Source organism: Novosphingobium gossypii (genome assembly GCF_050433305.1).
Classification (GTDB): domain Bacteria; phylum Pseudomonadota; class Alphaproteobacteria; order Sphingomonadales; family Sphingomonadaceae; genus Novosphingobium; species Novosphingobium gossypii.
On record NZ_JBNPXM010000004.1, the window covers coordinates 114,492 to 132,872 of the forward strand.

Genomic DNA, 18,381 nt, shown 5'->3' on the forward strand with positions numbered 1-18,381 from the left:
AGCTCGCACGAGGCGCTGTCATTGCTAGCGCTATCATTCGTTCTTTATGCCTGCGAGATGGGCGCGTCAAGAAGAATGATAGCGTTATCTTTTACTTGTAGCTGTAAAGCTTTACGCGCTGGATTTGCCACTTTCCGGGGAACAGGCGGATATGGCGGCCCTGGTGAGTCTGGTCGCCGTTGAGCAGGCGTCCTGCCACCCACTTGCCGGTGGCGTCGTAGTGTCCCTCCCAGGCCGAATCGATCCCCGCCAGTGGCGTATCATTCGCCTTGGGTTTGAAGGTGACGGTGATGCCTTGGCCCGCGACGAGGTACTCCTCCGGGCCGATCTGGATGATGATGCCGCCCGCCGCAGCGATGGCGGCTTTTGCGGCGGAATTCGCCACGTCGGCACCGGGATTGGCGATGGGCTTTTGCAGATCGGCGTAAGAGATAGTGAAGCGGTAAGGGCCGACGTCTCGCATCTCGGGTTCGTAGACCAGCGTTTCGTCATAAAGCTGGCGCGGCTTGAAGCCGACCATGCGATCGGTGCCCTGCGCGTCAAGGATATAGGGCTTGAGCTGCTGAAGGATGCCGTAAGCGTCCTTCAGCGCGCCGGGATCCTCGTCGATGGAATCGATGGAGAACGGCCCGAACCCGATCGCGTCAAGTTGGCCGATCGCATAGAACGCGTTGGCCGGCGCGATGGGATTGTCCGAATTGTGTGCTTCGGGAATGAACAGCACGTTGTCGGGGCGCTTGTAGCGGTCCACGATGTCCACGAAGTTCGGGAAATAGATATCGGGCGCCAGGAAATCGAGGTTCGGCCCGCCCGCCTTCCACACGTCCAGCAGATGCGGCAGGGGTCCGCCGCTGGGGTATTCACCGGGCAGGCGGCCTGGGCGGTTGAGCGCCACGTTGACGTACATCGGTACCGGGTATTGCGCCTTGCCCGCAGCGGCCAACTGGTCGGCGAAGCGGGCGTAATGCCAGGCGGCGAACACTTCGGCGGCAGCGTCTCCGGCGCCGAAAACCTCTTCCCAGGTGCCGCTGGTGCGCGCGCCACGTTCCACCCACAGGCGTTGCATGGCAGGGACAAGGGTGTCCTTGTGGGCGACAAGGTAGTTCATCAGTTCGGCGGGCACTTGCTCACGGAAGGCCGCGTTGGCAGGCGCGCTGTAGTCGCGGGCGACCGGCAGCATGCCGATCTCGTTCTCAACCTGCACCATCAGGACGGTGTTCTGGGTCGCGTCCACTGCCTTGATGTGGGCCATCAGCGCAGCATAGGCACGCTGGTCGGCCTTGAGCGTATCACCGCCGAAAGTGGACAGGATTTCCACGCCTTGGCCATTGGGCAGGGCGGCGCGGGGGAAGCGCTGCTGGTCGCGCTTCACCCAGCTTGGCACATAAGTGGACATGGAATTCTTCCACGCGCCGAACCACAGTATCACCAGCTTGAGGTCGTTGGCCCGAGCCGCCTTGATCTGCGAATCGACCGAGGACCAGTCGAACCGGCCTTCGACCGGCTCGATCAGTTCCCACGACACCGGAGTTATCACGGTGTCGAGGTTCATGTCCTTCAGGCGCTTCCAGTGCGGTTCCATGTAGGTGGCGCTGGAAGCGGCCGAATTGCTGAGTTCGCCCGCGATCATCAGCGTGGGCTTGCCGCCGACGATCAGTTGTTTCGTATCGCCCTTGCTCTCCAGCCGAGGCGCATCAGCATGGGCGGGAGCGAACATGCTCATGGCGGCGGCCAGCATCGACGTGGCCGCCAGTGCGGTGCGTAAGGTCATCCTGTTGCTCCCGGGGATTGGTGTTGCGCGCTCTGATATCGCGGCAGGATCAGGTGGATAGTCGCCAGCGCCACCAGATAGGCGCAGGAAGCGACCAGGAAGATCGGGCCGTAGCTGCCCACCGTTTCCAGAATGACGCCGGCGAACTTGGCCATGAGCATGCCACCCACGGCGCCCGCCAGTCCGCCAAGGCCGACCACCGATCCGGTCATCCAGCGCGGCATCGTGTCACCGGGGAGGGCGTACAGGTTGGCGGAAAACCCCTGATGCCCGGCGCAGGCAAGGCCGATGAGCGCAACCGCCGTCCACAGGCTGGTCGCTTGCGGGGCAAGCGCGATCGGCACGGCGCACAGCGCGGCCAGCAGCATCGCGGTCTTGCGCGCACGGTTCAGGCTCCATCCGCGGCCCATCAGGCGCGAGGATGCCCATCCGCCCGCCACCGAACCGACATCCGCCAGCAGGTAGACCGCGATCAGCGGGGGGCCGAAGTCCATCATCTTGACGCCGAACTGCTTGTTGAAGAAGTCGGGCAGCCAGAACAGGAACGTCCACCAGACCGGGTCGATCAGGAAGCGGCCAAGCATGTAGGCCCAGGTCTGGCGATGGCGCAGGACGTCGCGCCAGCGAACCGGCTGCGCGGGTTCGACCGGGTCTGCCTCGATCCAGGCGAGTTCCTGTGCGGTCAGGGTCTTCTTGTCGCGCGGGCGGCGATAGAAGCCGAGCCACGCGGCCAGCCAGATCACCGTCAGCGCGCCGGTCAAGATGAAGGCCCAGCGCCAGCCCAGCGTCAGTGCGATGACCGGGACGACCAGCGGCGTCAGGATCGCGCCGACGTTCGACCCGGCGTTGAAGATGCCGATGGCCAGCGCGCGTTCGCGCTTGGGAAACCATTCATTGGTGGCGGCGATGGCGGCGGGGAATGTCCCCGCCTCGCCGATGGCCAGCGGAACGCGCGCCAGCAGCATGCCGCTGGTGCTGGTGAACAGCACATGCGCGATGTGCCCGAAGGTCCACAGCGCCACCGCCAGCGCATAGCCCGCCCGTGCCCCGATCCGGTCGATCAGCCGCCCAAAGAAGACGTAGGCGATGCCGTAGCCTGCCTGGAACCAGATCGCGAGGTCGGCATAGCCGCTCTCGCTCCAGCCATAGCGCGACTGCAGTTCCGGCTTGAGCGTGGGCAGGACCAGACGATCGACATAGCTGAGCACTACCGCCGCGAACAGCAGCGCGCAGACGATCCAGCGCACGCGCCCGGCAGGCTTGGCCGGACCCTGTGCAGAGGCGGCGGTGATGGCTTCCACCGTGCTCACCAGTTGTACATCGTGCCGTCTTCAAGCCGGTTCACCGGCAGGAACGCGCGCTTGTATTCGTAGCCTGCGGCCAGTTCCTCGTCGATGTCGACGCCGAGGCCCGGGGCATCGCCCGGATGCATCATGCCGTTTGCGAACGTGTAGGCATGGGGGAACACGGCGTCGGTCTCGGGCGTGTGGCGCATGTATTCCTGAATGCCGAAGTTGGGCACCGACAGGTCGAAGTGCAGCGCCGCGGCCATGCAGACCGGCGACAGGTCGGTGGCGCCGTGGCAGCCGGTGCGGATCTGATAAAGGTCGGCTAGCGCCGCGATACGGCGCAGGTGCGTGATGCCGCCCGCGTGGACCACGGTGGCGCGAATGTAGTCGATCAGCTGGTTCTGGATCAGATCCTTGGCGTCCCAGATCGAATTGAAGATTTCGCCCACGGCCAGCGGTGCGGTGGTGTGCTGGCGGATCAGCCTGAACGCTTCCTGGTTTTCCGCAGGCGTCGCGTCTTCCAGCCAGAACGGACGGTACGGCTCCAGATCCTTGCCAAGCCGACCGGCTTCGATGGGGGTCAGGCGGTGGTGGATGTCGTGCAGCAGGTGCACGTCCCAGCCCAGCGCCTCACGCGCGGCCTTGAAGAGTTCGGGCACGACGCGCAGGTATTTGGACGTGTTCCAGACGTTCTCCGTCGGCAGGTCCGCATCGGCCGGCTCGTAGAAATACTTATCCTTCGACACGCCGTAGGTGGACGCCATGCCGGGAACGCCGCACTGGAGGCGGATCGCCTTGTACCCCTGCGCCTGATAGTCCAGCGCGACCTTGATCGTGTCCTCGATCGTCGTGCCGTTGGCATGGCCGTAGACCATCACGCCTTCGCGGCTGGCCCCGCCGAGCAGTTGGTAGACCGGCAAGCCTGCGATCTTTCCCTTGATGTCCCACAGCGCCATGTCGACGGCGGCGATGGCGGTCATCGTCACCGGCCCGCGACGCCAATAGGCGCCCTTGTAGAGGTACTGCCAGACGTCCTCGATGCGATGCGCGTCACGCCCGATCAGGCAGGGGATGACGTGGTCAGCCAGATAGCTGGCCACTGAAAGCTCTCTTCCGTTCAGTGTGGCGTCGCCGACGCCGGTGGTGCCGTCATCGCAGGTGATCTTGAGGGTGACGAAGTTGCGACCCGGGCAGGTCACGATGACCTTGGCGTCTACGATCTTGGGCATGATGGTCCTCAGGCGATTTCGAGAGTTGCAGTTTGGAGGGCGGCGCTGCTGTTGCCGACCATGATGTCGAAAAATCCGGGTTCGACGACTTCGTGCATGTCCTCGTTCCAGAGGCTGAAGTCCGCCGGGCCGAGCGTGAATTCCACCCTGCGCGTCTCGCCGGGCTTGAGGGTGACACGTCGGAAACCGCGCAGTTCCATGACCGGGCGCGTCACGCTGGCCTCCTTGTCGTGGACGTAGAGCTGGACCACCTCGTCGCCTTCACGGCTGCCGGTGTTCGTCACGTCCACCGCGACGGTGACGGTGCCGGCCGCCGCGATGCGCGGGGCGGACAGGGCGGGCGCGCCGATGGTGAACGTCGTGTAGCTGAGGCCGAAGCCGAACGGGTACAGCGGCGCGGTATCGGTGAACAAGTAGCCGCGCTTGGCAGAGGGCTTGTGGTTGTAGAAGAACGGCACCTGACCCACGTCATGCACCACGGTAACCGGCAGCTTGGCGCCGGGATTGACGTCCCCGAACAATGCCTCGGCTATGGCGGTGCCACCTTCCTGGCCCAGATACCAGCATTCGAGGATGGCGTCGGCCTGCTCGGCCACGGTCGGCCATGAGGGCGGGCGGCCATTGAGCGCGACGACGATCACCGGCTTGCCGGTGGCCTTCACGGCGCGGAACAGGGCGTTCTGCTCGCCAAGGAGATCGAGGTCGGTACGGTCGCCGAGGTGGTTCTTCGCATAGCCTTCGCGGCTGGTCTGTTCGGTATCGCCGATCGCCAGAACAACCACGTCGCTGCCCTTGGCGGTTTCCACCGCTTCCGCGATGAGGGTGCGGTTCTTCGCCGGGTCGGCCAGCAGCACTTCGTTGGCCGAACGGTCCTCGCTTTGGGTGATATAGACGCCCTGCGCGAAGACGACTTCGGCCTTGCCCTTCAGCCGGGCCGTGATGCCCTGCACCAGATTGACGCTGGAACGCGGTTCGGATGAATAGCCGCCAAGGCGCGTGACGTTGGCGTTCGGCCCGATCACCGCGACGCGCTTGTGCGCACCGGCGGTCAGCGGCAGCACGCCGGTGTTCTTCAGCAGACAGATGGACTTGCGCGCGGCTTCCAGGGCCAGTGCCCGCGCTTCTGCATTGGCGGTGAGGCGGGCAGAGGCCTTGGGATCCACTGGCCCGGCCTCGAACATGCCCGCGCGGAACTTTAGCGTCAGCATGCGGCGGCACGCGGCATCGATGACCGAAATCGGCACCAGCCCCTTGCGCACTTGGTCTGCCAGCCCGCGATAGGCCTCGCCATCGGGCAGATCGGTGTCGACGCCGGCATGGAGGGCAAGCCGCGCGGCGCCTTGCAAGTCGGCGGCCAGGTGGTGGAATGTCGCCAGTTCGCCGATGGCGGCGTAATCGCTGACGATGGCCCCGTCGAAGCCCCATTCACCACGCAGAACGTCGTTCAGCAGCCAGCGGTTGGCATGGCTGGGAATGCCGTCGATCTCGTTGTAGGACGGCATGACGGCGGCGATGCCGGTGCGGCGCACCACTTCGCGGAACGGGGGGAAGAAGCTGTCGTACAGTTCGCGCTTGCCGAGCGGGGCGGGGGCGACGTTGTTGCCGGCTTCGGGCTGCCCATGGCCGGTCATGTGCTTGAGCGTGGCGAAAACCTTGCCTTCGGGCAGTTCCTTGCCGGGCCCCTGCAGGCCACGCACGGCGGCAACGCCCATTTCCCCGCACAGGTATGGGTCTTCGCCGAAGGTTTCCTCGATCCGGCCCCAGCGCGGATCGCGGGCGATGTCCACCACCGGCGACAGCGCCAGCGTGGAGCCGTGGGCGCGAACCTCGCGGCCGATGACCGACTGCACGCGCTCCACCAGCTCGGGATCGAAGCTGCCCGCCATGGCGATGGCCTGCGGAAAGCTGGTGGCCTCTGGCGCCATGTAGCCGTGCAGCGATTCCTCGTGGAACAGCACGGGGATGCCCAGGCCCGTCGCGCGTGCCCATTTCTGGGTAGCGTTGACGAAGGCTATGGTGTCGGCAGGCTTGCGCCAGCGTCCCGTCACTTCGGTGCCGGTGTTGTTCGCCGTGGCCGCGCCGCCCCGGTCGGACGGACGTGCGATCTGGCCGATCCCGTGCGGGTAGGCCGAGCTTGCGCGCGCGGGATCGAAGGCGCGATCGTCATCCATCACGTCGCGCTTGCGGGTGGACAGCGTGATGAGCTGGGCGACCTTTTCGTCCAGCGTCATGCGGCTCATCAGGTCGGCGATGCGCAAGTCCACCGGCGCCCTGGCGTCCTTGTAGACCGGCGCAGCTGCGCGCGCGGCAACGGGCATGAAGGCCAGCAGCGATGCGCCGCCGCTCCAGCCAAGCAGCGCGCGGCGCGTGACGGACAGGGACGAGCGGGCAGTCATGCCGCAGCCCCGGCACCCAGCGTGATTGCAGGCGCGACGTAATGATCGAATGCGCGAGGGCTTTCCACTTACCTTACTCCCAAAAGCCTGTTTCGGCTCGCCTTGTCCTGATTCGCCAAACAGCGTTGCTCAGGCCGGTATTATTGTGATAGCGCTATCTTTCGTGATAACGGCAAAGTTGTCAACCGGATTGGTCAGACAAAATAGAGGGACGGATTGGATGGAGAGGCGATTTTCGCGCACAGGTGCGTTGATGGCGGCGTTGCTGGCTGGCTCGGCGATGGCGTTTGGCGCGGCGCCGGGCACGGCACAGGCCAATGATGGTTACGACTTGTGGCTGTCGCCCGCCGCTGCACCTGCCGCGTCACCTGACATTCGCGTGATCGGCGATTCGGCCACGCTGAAGCTGGCTGCCGCCGAACTTCGCCGAGAACTGACCAGTTCGCCCCTGCCGATCGTGCTGGGCAAGGCGGATGCGCCGGACCTTGCCGGGTTGCGCCTGCCGCTCGCCGGGCTGGGAGCAGAAGGCTATCTGGTCCGCCCGGCCACGATTGCCGGACGCCCGGCGCTGGTGGTGACGGGGAACACGGACGCTGCCGTGCTTTACGGCGCCTTTGCCGCGATCCGGGCGCAGAAGATGGGGGCGGATCTTGCCGCGCTGGATATTAGCTCCGCGCCGAAGGTGAAGCTGCGCGTGCTCAACCACTGGGACAACCTCGATGGCAGCGTGGAGCGCGGCTATGCGGGGCAATCGCTGTGGGACTGGTGGACACTGCCGGACTTCAAGGATCCGCGCTATGCCGATTACGCCCGCGCCAATGCGTCGCTCGGAATCAACGGGGTGGTGCTCAACAACGTCAACGCTAGTCCGGTCAGTATGCGCGAAGACTACATCACCAAGGCCGCGGCGCTGGCGGAGGTGTTCCGACCCTGGGGCATCAAGGTCTACCTCTCCGCCCGCTTTTCCGCCCCAATCGAGCTTGGCGGATTGAAGACCGCCGATCCGCTGGACCCGGAAGTCCGCGCCTGGTGGAAGGCGAAGTCGGACGAGATCTACCGCGCAATTCCCGATTTCGGCGGGTTCCTGGTGAAGGCGAACAGCGAAGGTCAGCCCGGACCGCGCGACTATCATCGCAGCCATGCCGACGGCGCGAACATGCTCGCCGCTGCCGTCGCACCGCATGATGGCATCGTTATGTGGCGCGCCTTCGTCTATGCCGAAACCGATCCCGACGACCGCGCCAAGCAGGCCTATACCGAGTTCAAGCCGCTCGACGGCAAGTTTGCGGACAACGTGCTGGTGCAGGTGAAGAACGGCGCGATCGATTTCCAGCCGCGCGAACCGTTCCATCCGCTGTTCGGCGCGATGCCGAAGACGCCGATGATGCTGGAACTGCAGGTGACCAAGGAATACCTCGGCTTCGCGACGCACCTGGCCTACCTCGGCACCCTGTTCGAGGAAGTGCTGGAAGCGGACACCCGCGCGAAGGGCAAGGGTTCGACCGTTGCCAAAGTTGTCGATGGCGCGCTGGAAGGGCACCGGCTGACCGGCATGGCAGGCGTCGCGAACATCGGGCGCGACAGGGACTGGTCCGGCTCCACGTTCAATCAGGCCAACTGGTATGCGTTCGGGCGCCTCGCCTGGGATCCGACCCTGTCCGCCGAGATCATCGCGCGCGAATGGGCGCGGCAGACTTTCGGCAACGATCCGCAGGTCGTCGACACCGCCGTGGCCATCATGATGAAATCGCGTGAGGCGGTGGTCGATTACACCGGGCCGCTCGGTCTGGCGCACCTGATGGACACCGGCCATCATTACGGGCCGGGGCCGTGGGTCAACGAACTTGCCCGACCGGAATGGAACCCGACCTACTACCATAAGGCGGACCGGGACGGCATCGGCTTCGACCGGACGCGGACGGGCAGCAACGCCGTTTCGCAGTATGCCCCCGCCGTCGCAAGGCAGTTGGCAGACCCGCGCACCACGCCCGAAACCGAACTGCTGTGGTTCCACCACCTGCCGTGGGATTGGAAGATGAAGTCAGGGCGAACGCTGTGGACAGAGATGGTCGCCCATTACGATCGCGGCGTCGCCACGGTGGCGCAGATGCAGGCACAGTGGAACGGGGTAAAGGGCAAGGTGGACGCCGAGCGCTGGTCGAAGACCGCCACCTATCTCGCCATCCAGCACCGTGAAGCGCGCTGGTGGCGCGATGCAAGCCTGGCGTACTGGATGTCGGTGAACGGTCGCGCGCTTCCGGCAGGCAGCGCGGCACCAGAACACGATCTGGCATGGTACAAGGCCCAGCGCTTCCCGCTGGCGCCGGGGCAGGGGCACTGACAAGGCGTAGCGGGTGCGAGGGGGCGGGGCCCTCTCGCACCGGTAGGGCTGCCCGGTTAGTCCAGCTTTACCGTGATGGTCATGTCCAGACGCATGCTGGCGCCGGGCTCCAGCGCGCCGGCGCCAGACAGGCCTGCGTCGCGGTTGAATGCGTCGGGCATCGTGCTGGTCGGTTCCAGGCAGATGAAGTCTTCCCCCGGCGGGGCGAAGACATGCAGGAAACGCTGGCCGGGGGCGGAAAGCAGGACGTCGCCCCCCAGCGCCGCTGAGCCCGTCCAACCGAACCAGCAGTTATCGGTAAGGCGGGCTGTATGGGGCAGGGCGCCCTGCGCAAAGTCCCCGAAGCTGTCGGCAGATGCGGTTTCAGCCGGGATCATCCCCGCATCGTTCAGCCATACGCCATCCGCCCCGAACCGCAGCTTGGCATCCGCAGGCCGCACGAAGTAGGGGTGATGCCCGATCCCGCACGGCATCGGCCCGGCGGAGCAATTGGTGACCTTTAGCAGCACGCGCAGGCAATCGGGCTTCAGTTCGATGTGCTGGGTAGCGGTCCAGTCCCACGGCCAGTCGACGTCGGCGTCATGGGCACAGGCCAGCACGGCGCTTTCTTCCGCCTGGCTTTCCACCGACCATGCCTTGAGCCAGCCCAGACCGTGCAGCGGATGCGCGAAACCAGCGACGTTGCGTGGCAGGGAGTGCTCCTGCCCGGAAAACGTGAAACGGCCATCGGCAATGCGGTTGGCATAGGGCACCAGCGGAAAGCTGGCCGTTTCGAGCGGGTCGGTCGCGCCGTCCGGCGTCGGGCGCAGGATGGGGCGCCCGGCGATGGAGAAGCTGCCGATCGCCCCGCCCAGATGCGGCAGCAGCGTAGCTTCGCTGCTGCCGGAACGCAGGAGGATCAAGCCGCCATCTCCTCCAGCGTGCGGCCGCGGGTCTCGTTCACCAGCGCACGCACGAAGAAGAATGAAAGAAACGCGCTCACCGCATAGAACCCGTAGGTTACCGGCAGGCCAAGGCCTGCCGCCATCGCCGGGAAGCTGACCGAAATGGCGAAGTTGGCGATCCACTGCGCAAAGCCCGACACCGCCAGCGCGGAACCGCGAATCTGGTTGGGGAACATCTCACCCAGCATGACCCACATCACCGGACCCCAGCTGACGTTGAAGAACACGACATAGGCGTTGGCGGCGATCAGCGCGACAAGGCCGGTCTGGTCCGACAGGGTCAGGTGGCCATCCACGAAAGTTCCGCTGGCAAAGCATACCGCCAGTGCGGCCAGCGTCACGGTCATGCCCGCCGAACCGACCAGCAGCAGCGGCTTGCGGCCCAGCTTGTCCACCACCATGACGGTCACCAGGCAGGCCAGGATCGAAAGCGAGCCGGACAGGATGTTGATCAGCAGCGCGTCGCTTTCGGAAAAGCCGACAGACTGCCACAGCACCGCGCCATAGTAGAACACGATGTTGATCCCGACCAACTGCTGGAAAACGGCGAGGCCGATACCGGCCCAGACCAGCTTGCGCAGGCGACCGGTCCTGGGATCCTTGAGGTCGGCAAAGCTCGGGCGATGGTGGTCGGCGGCCACGGCAAGCAGGCTGCCGCGAATGTCGGCGACCATCCTTGCCGCCGTTTCCGCGCCGAAGATGCGGGTCAGCACGGCCTCGGCCTCGGCCTCGCGGCCACACGCGACCAGATAGCGCGGGCTTTCCGGGATCATAAACAGGGCGACAAGGTAGATCACCGCCGGGATCACCTGCATCCAGAACATCCAGCGCCAGGCCGGCAGGTCCAGCCACAGCGGGTCGGTGCTGGACCCGGCGTGGCGGGCCAGCGCCCAGTTGGCGACGAAAGCGCCGGTAAGGCCGGTGATGATCATGATCTGCTGCAGGCTGGAAAGCCGTCCGCGGATCGAGGCCGGCGTGACCTCGCTGATGTAGACGGGCGCCAGAACGCTGGCAGCGCCGACGCCTACGCCGCCGACCAGGCGGGCGATTATGAACAGCAGCGATGACGTGGCGGCACCCGCACCCAGCGCACTGATGACGAACAGCGCGGCGCCGATCATCATCACGGTGCGGCGGCCCCATACGTCGGCGAGACGCCCTGCAACGAAGGCGCCGATGGCACAGCCGATCAGGATCGCGCCGACGTTGAGACCGGTGCCCAGCTTGGACAGGTCGAACGCCTTCTCCAGCCCGTCCTGCGTGCCGTTGATGACGCCGCTGTCGTAGCCGAACATGAAGCCGCCGATTGTCGCCACCGCGACGATCATGGCGACGAAGGCCATGTTGACCTTTCCATCGTAATGCACGGACGCCTGCGCGCCACTCATGTCAACCGCCGCCATTCAATTCAGTCCTCTTCCCATGTCCTTGTGCGTGCGACTTTGTGCCTGCGACGTCTCGCTATATCGCCGGGTGTATCGGCGGAAGGCCCGGAACGTCTACCGTAAATGTGAACAGATCGCCCGCGTGAGGCTGCGCTGCAAGTTCTTCTCCCGACAGGCCTTTGCGGGCTGTCGTGGCGTAGACGGTGCGCAGATCGTCACCGCCGAACGCGATCTTGGTGACGTTGGCAACGGGCAGCCCGATACGTTCGATAAAGGTGCCGTTCGGCGCAAAGCGGGCCACACCCCATCCGCTGAACAGGCCGACCCAGACCACGCCGCTGCTGTCCACCACCGGCCCGTCGGGATAGCCCATGCCCTCGGGCACGCGCGCGAAAAGGCGGGCCTCTCCCGGCTGGCCGTCTGCCTGAACCGGCGCGGCGAGGATGGCGCGCTCCAGCGTATCGACCAGATAGACGGTGCGGCCGTCCGGCGAGAACGCAGGGCCATTGGTGATGACCATCGGTTCGGGCGACAGTGCCGTGCAGCTACTGCCGTGCAGGCGATAGTAGCCGCCGCTGGGCGCTTCCTCGGCATTGTCCATGGTGCCTAGCCAGATCGAGCCGTCGGGATGGACGGCGGCATCGTTCAGCCGGTTGCCTGGAACGTCCGGTTCCACCGCGTGAAGCAGGGTGAAGGTGGTGTCCTCGAACCGGTGGACACCCGCCTTGGCGCCGACCAGCAGCGCGCCGTCAGCCAGCGGGACGACCCAGCCGGGTTCCTCCGGCGCCTCGGTGCTCTCCAGCGTACCCGTTGCCGGATCAAAACGATGCAGCCGATGCCCCTTGATATCGACGAACCACAGGCATTTGCGCTGGGCGTCCCAGATCGGCCCTTCGCCCAGCGTGGCGCCGACGGTGACAGCGACTTCGGGCGTTCCGATCAGGGCCATCTCAGCGCCAGCCGGCATCGACGAAGTATTCGTGCCCGGTGCACATGCGCGCTTCGTCAGAAGCCAGGAACAGGGCCAGCGCCGCCACGTCCTCCGGCTGGATGCGCGCCTTGAGGCACTGTGCGTCGAGGATTTCCCGCTCGCCTTCGGGGGTGTACCACTTTTCCTGCCGGGGCGTCTGGACGTTGCCGGGAACGATGGCGCACACGCGAATGTTGCGCTCACCCAGTTCGCGGGCCATTGCGCGGGTCATGCCCTCGATCGCGGCCTTGGCAGTCTGGTAAAGCGAAAGCTGGTCCAGCGCCAGATGCCAGCTGATCGATCCGAAGTTCAGGATCACGCCGCTGCCCGCTGCTTCCATGTACGGCACCGCGGCCTGCGCGGCGAAGAACAGGTGGCGCAGGTTCACGGCCATGCGATCGTCCCAGTATTCGGGCGTCACATCTTCCAGCGCGTGGCGGTCGTCGTTGGCGGCGTTGTTGACCAGCACGTCGAGCCTGCCAAGCACCTCGTTCGCAGCGGCCACTTGGGCCTTCACGAAATCGAGATCCTTGAGGTCGCCCGCCACGAAGCGCGGGGTGAAGTCCACCTGTCCGTCAAGCGACGATACCAGCGCCTGCGAAGGTTCGGCGGCGATATCGACGAAGAAGACTTTCGCCCCCTGCCGCGCGAATGCCTCTACCAGCGCGGCCCCGATGCCGGATCCGCCGCCCGAGACGAACACGCCCTTGCCGACAAGCGATGGATAGCGCGCCACCTGGATCGCGGGCGCGGGAGTTGCAGTGGTCAGCATGGTGTTCCTTCGAAAGTCGGGCGGTCAGGCAAGGGCGTCGGCGCTGCCGACAAGGCCCCGCCGGGCCAGATTGCGGTAGAGCGCGGCAATGCCGGTTTCCCAGGCAGGTGCATCGCGCGAGGTGGTGACAGTGTTGACCAGCGTGCCAAGCCGGTCGCTGGAAATGGCCACCACGTCGCCTACCTTGTGCGTGAAGCCGCGACCCGGCGCATCGCGGTCCTGCGTCGGCGCGAAGAGGGTGCCCAGGAACAGCACGACGCCATCCGGGTACTGGTGTTCCGAAAAGCACTGGCGCAGCAGGTCGAGCGGCGGGCGGCTGATTTCCGACATCCGGCTTTCGCCTTCCAGCAGGAAGCCTTCAGGTCCGTCGATCCGCAGCAGCACCCGCGCATCTTCGACATCGGCGATGGTGTAACCGGCGTCGAACAGGCGCACGAACGGGCCCACCGAACAGCTGGCGTTGTTGTCCTTGGCCTTGCCCAGCAGAAGCGCCGAACGGCCTTCGAAGTCGCGCAGGTTCACGTCGTTGCCCAGCGTTGCACCCACGGCCTTGCCACGGGCGTCGGACAGGATGACCACCTCGGGTTCCGGGTTGTTCCACCCCGAATCCGACCGCACACCGATCTCCGCGCCCGACCCCACGGTGGAAAGCACCGGCGACTTGGTGAACACTTCCGCGTCGGGGCCGATGGCGACTTCGAGATACTGCGACCACATGCCGTCCTCGATCAGAGCGGCCTTGAGCGCCATGGCTTCGGGGCTGCCGGGGACGACGGCACGGATCGAACCGCCGATGCGTTCCTCAAGCCCGCTGCGCACGGCCTGCGCCTTGTCGGCATCACCGCGCGCACGTTCCTCGATCACGCGCTCCAGCGCCGATACCGCGAATGTAACGCCCGCCGCCTTCACGCACTGCAGGTCGATGGGGCTGAGGAGGGTGGCAGTAGCCAGAACCTCTTCCGCCGGACCGAGCGCAAGCCCCCGGTTCGCTTCGAAGCTACCGGTGTCAACGAGGTCCGAAACGGTCGCCGCAACGCCACTCATGTCATAGGCGATGCCGCGGCTCAGCAGTACCGGGGTTGGGCCTTCGCCCAGATCCAGACGGCCCAGAAACAGGCCTTCACGCCAATCGGTCGGAAGCATGGAGAGGATATCGGTCATATCAGGCATCCGTTCTCTTTATGGTGGAAGCTGTGCAGGCTAGGCGTTCGCGTCCATTATTGGCCCCCGGTTCGCTTCGCGTGATGGGAGCGCTATCACAATGTGATGCAATGTCAATGCGGGTCGCCGCATTGTGCAACGTCGAACCCGCATCACCGGCTTCAGTGGTTATGCCGCGGCGTCCTTTCCGCGATGCGTCGGTACTTCACCGCCATGTCCATGACCGCGCCGTCTGCCATCTGGCCGGTCTTTTCACGGAAGAGTTCCTCCCACGGCGTATGGCTTTCGGGCACTGGCGGGGGTGTCTCGGTCTTGCGGCGGGCGATCTCTTCATCATCGACCAGCGCGTTGCAGGTGCCGGCGTGGATGTCGATGCGGATGGTGTCGCCGCTCCGCAGCCATGACAGCCCGCCACCGGCTGCGCTTTCGGGCGAACAGTTGAGGATCGATGGGCTGTCCGATGTGCCCGACTGGCGGCCGTCCCCCAGCGTCGGCAGCCACTGCACGCCTGCGCGGATCAGCGCGTCGGGCGGCTGCATGTTGACGACTTCGGCCGAACCCGGCCACCCCTGAGGCCCGGCACCGCGCATGACCAGGATGCAGTCGGCGTCGATCTTCAGCGCGGGGTCGTTGATGCGGTGGTGATAGTCGTCGCCGCCCTCGAACACGATGGCTCGGCCCTCGAACACGCCTTCGGAACCGGGGCGCGACAGGTAGCGGTCGTGGAACTCCGTGCTGATGACAGAGGTCTTCATGATGCCGAAGTCGAACAGGTTGCCCGACAGGACCAGGAAGCCGGCCTTTTCGCGCAGCGGCTCGGCAAAGGGGCGGATCACCTCACGGTCGCGCGCTTCGCGGCCTTGCAGGTTTTCAGCCAGCGTCTCGCCGGTCACGGTCAGGCAATCTTCGGCCAGCACGCCCGCCTGCTGCAGTTCCCACATGATCGAGGGCACGCCGCCGGCGCGATGGAACCGTTCGCCAAGGAAGCGCCCGGCGGGTTGCATGTCGAGGATGAGCGGCAGGTCGTAGCCATGCTCGGTCCAGTCGGAGGCGGTCAGTTCGACGCCGGCATGGCGGGCCATGGCCATGATATGCGGCTGCGCGTTGCTGGACCCGCCGATCGCGCTGACGACGCGGATGGCGTTGAGGAAGCTATCGCGTGTCAGGATGTGCGACGGGCGCAGGTCTTCATGCGCCATCTCGACGATGCGGCGACCGGTTTCGTAAGCGTACTGCCCGCGCTCCCGATAGGGCGCGGGGATAGCCGCGCAGCCGGGCAACGACAGGCCCAGCGCCTCTGCCACGGCGTTCATCGTGGAGGCGGTGCCCATGGTGTTGCAGTGGCCCGCAGAGGGCGCACTGTCGCAGGCGCGCTGGAGGAATTCCTCCTCGTCGATCTCTCCGACGGCCAGCTTGCGGCGGCTGCGCCAGATGACGGTGCCCGAACCGACGAGGTCGCCTTCGTGCCAGCCGTCAAGCATCGGGCCGCCCGACAGGACGATGGCGGGAATGTCCACCGTGGACGCAGCCATGATTTGCGAAGGCGTGGTCTTGTCGCATCCGGTGGTCAGCACCACGGCATCGATCGGGTAGCCGTAGAGGATTTCCACCAGACCCATGTACGCCAGGTTGCGGTCCAGCGCGGCAGTGGGGCGGCGGCAGTTCTCGAAGATGGGATGGACCGGAAATTCCATCGCGATGCCGCCCGCGTCCCGGATGCCGTCGCGCACGCGCTTGGCGAGGTCCAGATGGATGCGGTTGCAAGGCGACAGGTCGCTGCCCGACTGCGCGATGCCGATGATCGGGCGGCCCGACCGAAGTTCGGCAGGCGTCACGCCGTAATTCATGAAACGCTCCAGATAGAGCGCCACCATGTCCGAGCGTGCCGGATCGGCAAACCAGTCCTGAGAGCGGAAACGGCGCGGGGCGGGCGTGTCCATCGCGATCAACCCAGCTTGAGGGTGCCGTCGATTCGGCGCGGGGCGTTCCACGGGTTGCCGTCCCGCAGGCCTTCCGGGATCAGGGCGGTGGGCAGGTTCTGGTAGCAGACCGGGCGCAGGAAACGCTCGATCGCCATAGCGCCGACAGAGGTAGTCCGCCCGTCGGAGGTGGAGGGGAACGGGCCGCCGTGGACCATTGCGTGGCACACCTCGACGCCGGTAGGCCAGCCGTTGACGAGGATGCGGCCGACCTTGCGTTCCAGCACCGGCAGCAGCTTTGCCGCGGCCGGTTCGTCCTCGGAGTCGAGGATCAGGGTGGCAGTCAGCTGTCCTTCGAGCGCGGCGATGACCTGCTGCGCTTCTGCCATGTCGGAGACGGTGACGACGAGCGAGGAGGAGCCGAAGACTTCCGCCCCCAACGCCGGATCGGCAAGGAAGTGCGCCGCCGTGGTGCGGAACACCGCGCCCTGCGCCTGGTAGGGGCCGGTAGGCTCTGCACCGCGCGCAAGCGTAGTGACGGCGGCGTGACCCGCCAGCGCGTCGACACCTTCGACATAGGCCGAATGGATGCCGGGCGTCAGCATGTCCTGCGCGGTGCTGGCGCCCATGGTCGCCGCGGCGGAAGCGAGGAAGGTGTCGAGATCGGGGCCGTCGATGGCGATGACCAGGCCGGGGTTCGTACAGAACTGCCCCGCGCCCATCGTCAGCGAACCGACGAAGGCAGCGCCCAGTGCTTCGGCCCGTGCGGCAAGGGCGGCGGGAAACAGCACGACCGGGTTGATCGAACTCATTTCGGCATAGACGGGAATCGGTTCCGCCCGCGCGGCGGCGGTGCGGATCAGGGCCATGCCGCCGGGGCGCGATCCGGTGAAGCCGACGGCCTTGACACGATGGTCGGCAACAAGCGCGGTACCCGCTTCGCGCGTGGCGGGAAGATAGGAGAACACGCCGTCCGGCAGATGGCACAGCGCCACTGCACGCTGGATGGCGCGCGCGACCAGTTCGCCGGTGCCTGGGTGGGCGGAGTGGCCCTTGACGATAACCGGACAGCCCGCCGCGAAGGCCGATGCAGTGTCTCCACCGGCCACAGAGAACGCAAGCGGGAAGTTGCTGGCTCCGAAGACGACCACCGGGCCCAGCGCCACCTTACGCGTGCGCAGGTCGGGACGGGGCAGAGGCGCGCGGTCCGGCAGCGCCGGGTCGAGGATCAGGCCAGCCCAGCTGCCTTCGCGCAGCACCTGCGCGAACAGGCGCAGCTGGCCGGTGGTGCGCCCACGCTCACCTTCCAGACGCGCACGGGGCAGGCCCGTCTCTGCCATGGCGCGTTCGATCAGAACATCGCCGATGCCGACGATCTCGTCTGCGATGGTCTCAAGGAACACGGCCCGCGTCTCCGGCTCGGCTTCGGCGAAGGCGATGGAGGCGGCATCGGCAAGGGCGCAGGCCCGCTCGACTTCAGCAAGACCGGCAGTGGCGAAGCGGGGTTCGAGCGCGTCTCCGGTGGCGGCTGCAACGGCGGTGTAGCCGGTTTCGGTGAAGGCTTCCTCACGCCCGATCAGCATGGCTCCGGTGATCATTCCTGTATCCTCTCGATAGTGGGCGGCCCCACCGTTGTCGTTGTATACGCGGCGCTATCCATGGCAGCTGCACGTTGGGCAAGGCTAGCTCCACCCATTAATTGATAGCGCTATCTTTCAGGATGAAACTTGTCAATCGCCTCATGGTCGTAGGGCGTATCGCACAGGCTGTCACTGCCCTGCGCCTGCGGGTAAACCATCGCACAGGTTGACCCCTCTTGCCATCTTGCCCCACACCGGCGCTGCTGCCGGATCGCATCGGCGGGCAAAGGATGGAGATGACGATGACCGCAGCGGACAATTCAGTGGTGCTTGACGAGGCTGGTCAGGTCTTCATCCTGCCGATCGTGGATGACGCGGCGGGCCGCGCCTACTTCCGCCGGGACGACGACGGGTATCTCGTTCTCACCCATACCGAAGTGCCTGAAGAGTTCGGTGGCCAGGGCATCGCTTCGCGCCTTGCACGAGGCGTCTTCGACATTGCGCGTGAACGCGGTTTGCGGCTCGTGCTCAGGTGCCCGTTCATGTCGGCATGGTATGCGCGGCACCCCGAATATGGCGATGTCGTGGCGGGCTAAAGACGCTTTGCGGAACGGCGCCCGACAA

General features: G+C 65.8%; 13 protein-coding genes. 2 read left to right on the forward strand and 11 right to left on the reverse strand.

Annotated elements, in window-relative coordinates; translation table 11 throughout:
* Positions 1-91: 91 nt before the first annotated feature.
* From GGR40_RS09945 to GGR40_RS09960, 4 genes are read right to left on the reverse strand one after another with little or no spacing between them, the layout of a single operon-like run.
* Entirely contained in the window at positions 92-1,771 is a 1,680-nt protein-coding gene (locus tag GGR40_RS09945) for a GH35 family beta-galactosidase (protein WP_429276078.1), read from the reverse strand.
* Positions 1,768-3,081 (reverse strand): MFS transporter, encoded by a 1,314-nt coding sequence (locus tag GGR40_RS09950; protein WP_429276079.1) that lies wholly within the window; start codon positions 3,079-3,081, stop codon positions 1,768-1,770. The genes GGR40_RS09945 and GGR40_RS09950 overlap by 4 nt, the downstream gene beginning before the upstream one ends.
* Positions 3,078-4,289, reverse strand: coding sequence for a D-mannonate dehydratase ManD (gene manD, locus GGR40_RS09955; RefSeq protein ID WP_429276080.1), 1,212 nt, complete (start codon positions 4,287-4,289; stop codon positions 3,078-3,080). Before manD ends, GGR40_RS09950 begins: the two co-directional genes overlap by 4 nt.
* Before the next feature lie 8 nt (positions 4,290-4,297).
* Positions 4,298-6,685, reverse strand: a complete 2,388-nt coding sequence (locus tag GGR40_RS09960) for a glycoside hydrolase family 3 N-terminal domain-containing protein (protein WP_429276081.1) — start codon at positions 6,683-6,685, stop codon at positions 4,298-4,300.
* A gap of 253 nt (positions 6,686-6,938) precedes the next feature.
* Here GGR40_RS09960 and GGR40_RS09965 point away from each other — a divergent pair, with 253 nt between their 5' ends.
* Complete coding sequence (locus GGR40_RS09965) at positions 6,939-9,026, forward strand: alpha-glucuronidase family glycosyl hydrolase (protein ID WP_429276082.1); 2,088 nt, start codon at positions 6,939-6,941, stop codon at positions 9,024-9,026.
* Positions 9,027-9,082: 56 nt separating this feature from the next.
* Here GGR40_RS09965 and GGR40_RS09970 read toward each other — a convergent pair whose 3' ends face one another.
* The 7 genes from GGR40_RS09970 to GGR40_RS10000 form a co-directional block, all read right to left on the reverse strand.
* Positions 9,083-9,928, reverse strand: coding sequence for an aldose 1-epimerase (locus tag GGR40_RS09970; protein ID WP_429276083.1), 846 nt, complete (start codon positions 9,926-9,928; stop codon positions 9,083-9,085).
* On the reverse strand, positions 9,925-11,373 hold the full coding sequence (locus GGR40_RS09975; RefSeq protein ID WP_429276084.1) for a sugar porter family MFS transporter: 1,449 nt from the start codon (positions 11,371-11,373) through the stop codon (positions 9,925-9,927). Before GGR40_RS09975 ends, GGR40_RS09970 begins: the two co-directional genes overlap by 4 nt.
* 58 nt (positions 11,374-11,431) lie before the next feature.
* Positions 11,432-12,304 (reverse strand): SMP-30/gluconolactonase/LRE family protein, encoded by an 873-nt coding sequence (locus GGR40_RS09980; protein ID WP_429276085.1) that lies wholly within the window; start codon positions 12,302-12,304, stop codon positions 11,432-11,434.
* Position 12,305: 1 nt separating this feature from the next.
* The gene (locus GGR40_RS09985; protein ID WP_429276086.1) at positions 12,306-13,097 is read right to left on the reverse strand and encodes an SDR family NAD(P)-dependent oxidoreductase; all 792 of its coding nucleotides are present in this window, start codon (positions 13,095-13,097) and stop codon (positions 12,306-12,308) included.
* 24 nt (positions 13,098-13,121) lie between these two features.
* Positions 13,122-14,267 (reverse strand): fumarylacetoacetate hydrolase family protein, encoded by a 1,146-nt coding sequence (locus GGR40_RS09990; protein WP_429276087.1) that lies wholly within the window; start codon positions 14,265-14,267, stop codon positions 13,122-13,124.
* A 152-nt stretch (positions 14,268-14,419) separates the two neighbouring features.
* The gene (locus GGR40_RS09995; RefSeq protein ID WP_429276088.1) at positions 14,420-16,198 is read right to left on the reverse strand and encodes an IlvD/Edd family dehydratase; all 1,779 of its coding nucleotides are present in this window, start codon (positions 16,196-16,198) and stop codon (positions 14,420-14,422) included.
* A gap of 5 nt (positions 16,199-16,203) precedes the next feature.
* Complete coding sequence (locus GGR40_RS10000; RefSeq protein ID WP_429276089.1) at positions 16,204-17,775, reverse strand: aldehyde dehydrogenase (NADP(+)); 1,572 nt, start codon at positions 17,773-17,775, stop codon at positions 16,204-16,206.
* 278 nt (positions 17,776-18,053) lie between these two features.
* On the opposite strand from GGR40_RS10000, the gene GGR40_RS10005 reads away from it, so the two are divergent.
* Positions 18,054-18,353 carry a GNAT family N-acetyltransferase gene (locus tag GGR40_RS10005; RefSeq protein ID WP_429276090.1) on the forward strand — a complete coding sequence of 100 codons (300 nt, stop codon included), beginning with the start codon at positions 18,054-18,056 and terminating at the stop codon, positions 18,351-18,353.
* The last annotated feature ends 28 nt before the right edge of the window (positions 18,354-18,381 follow it).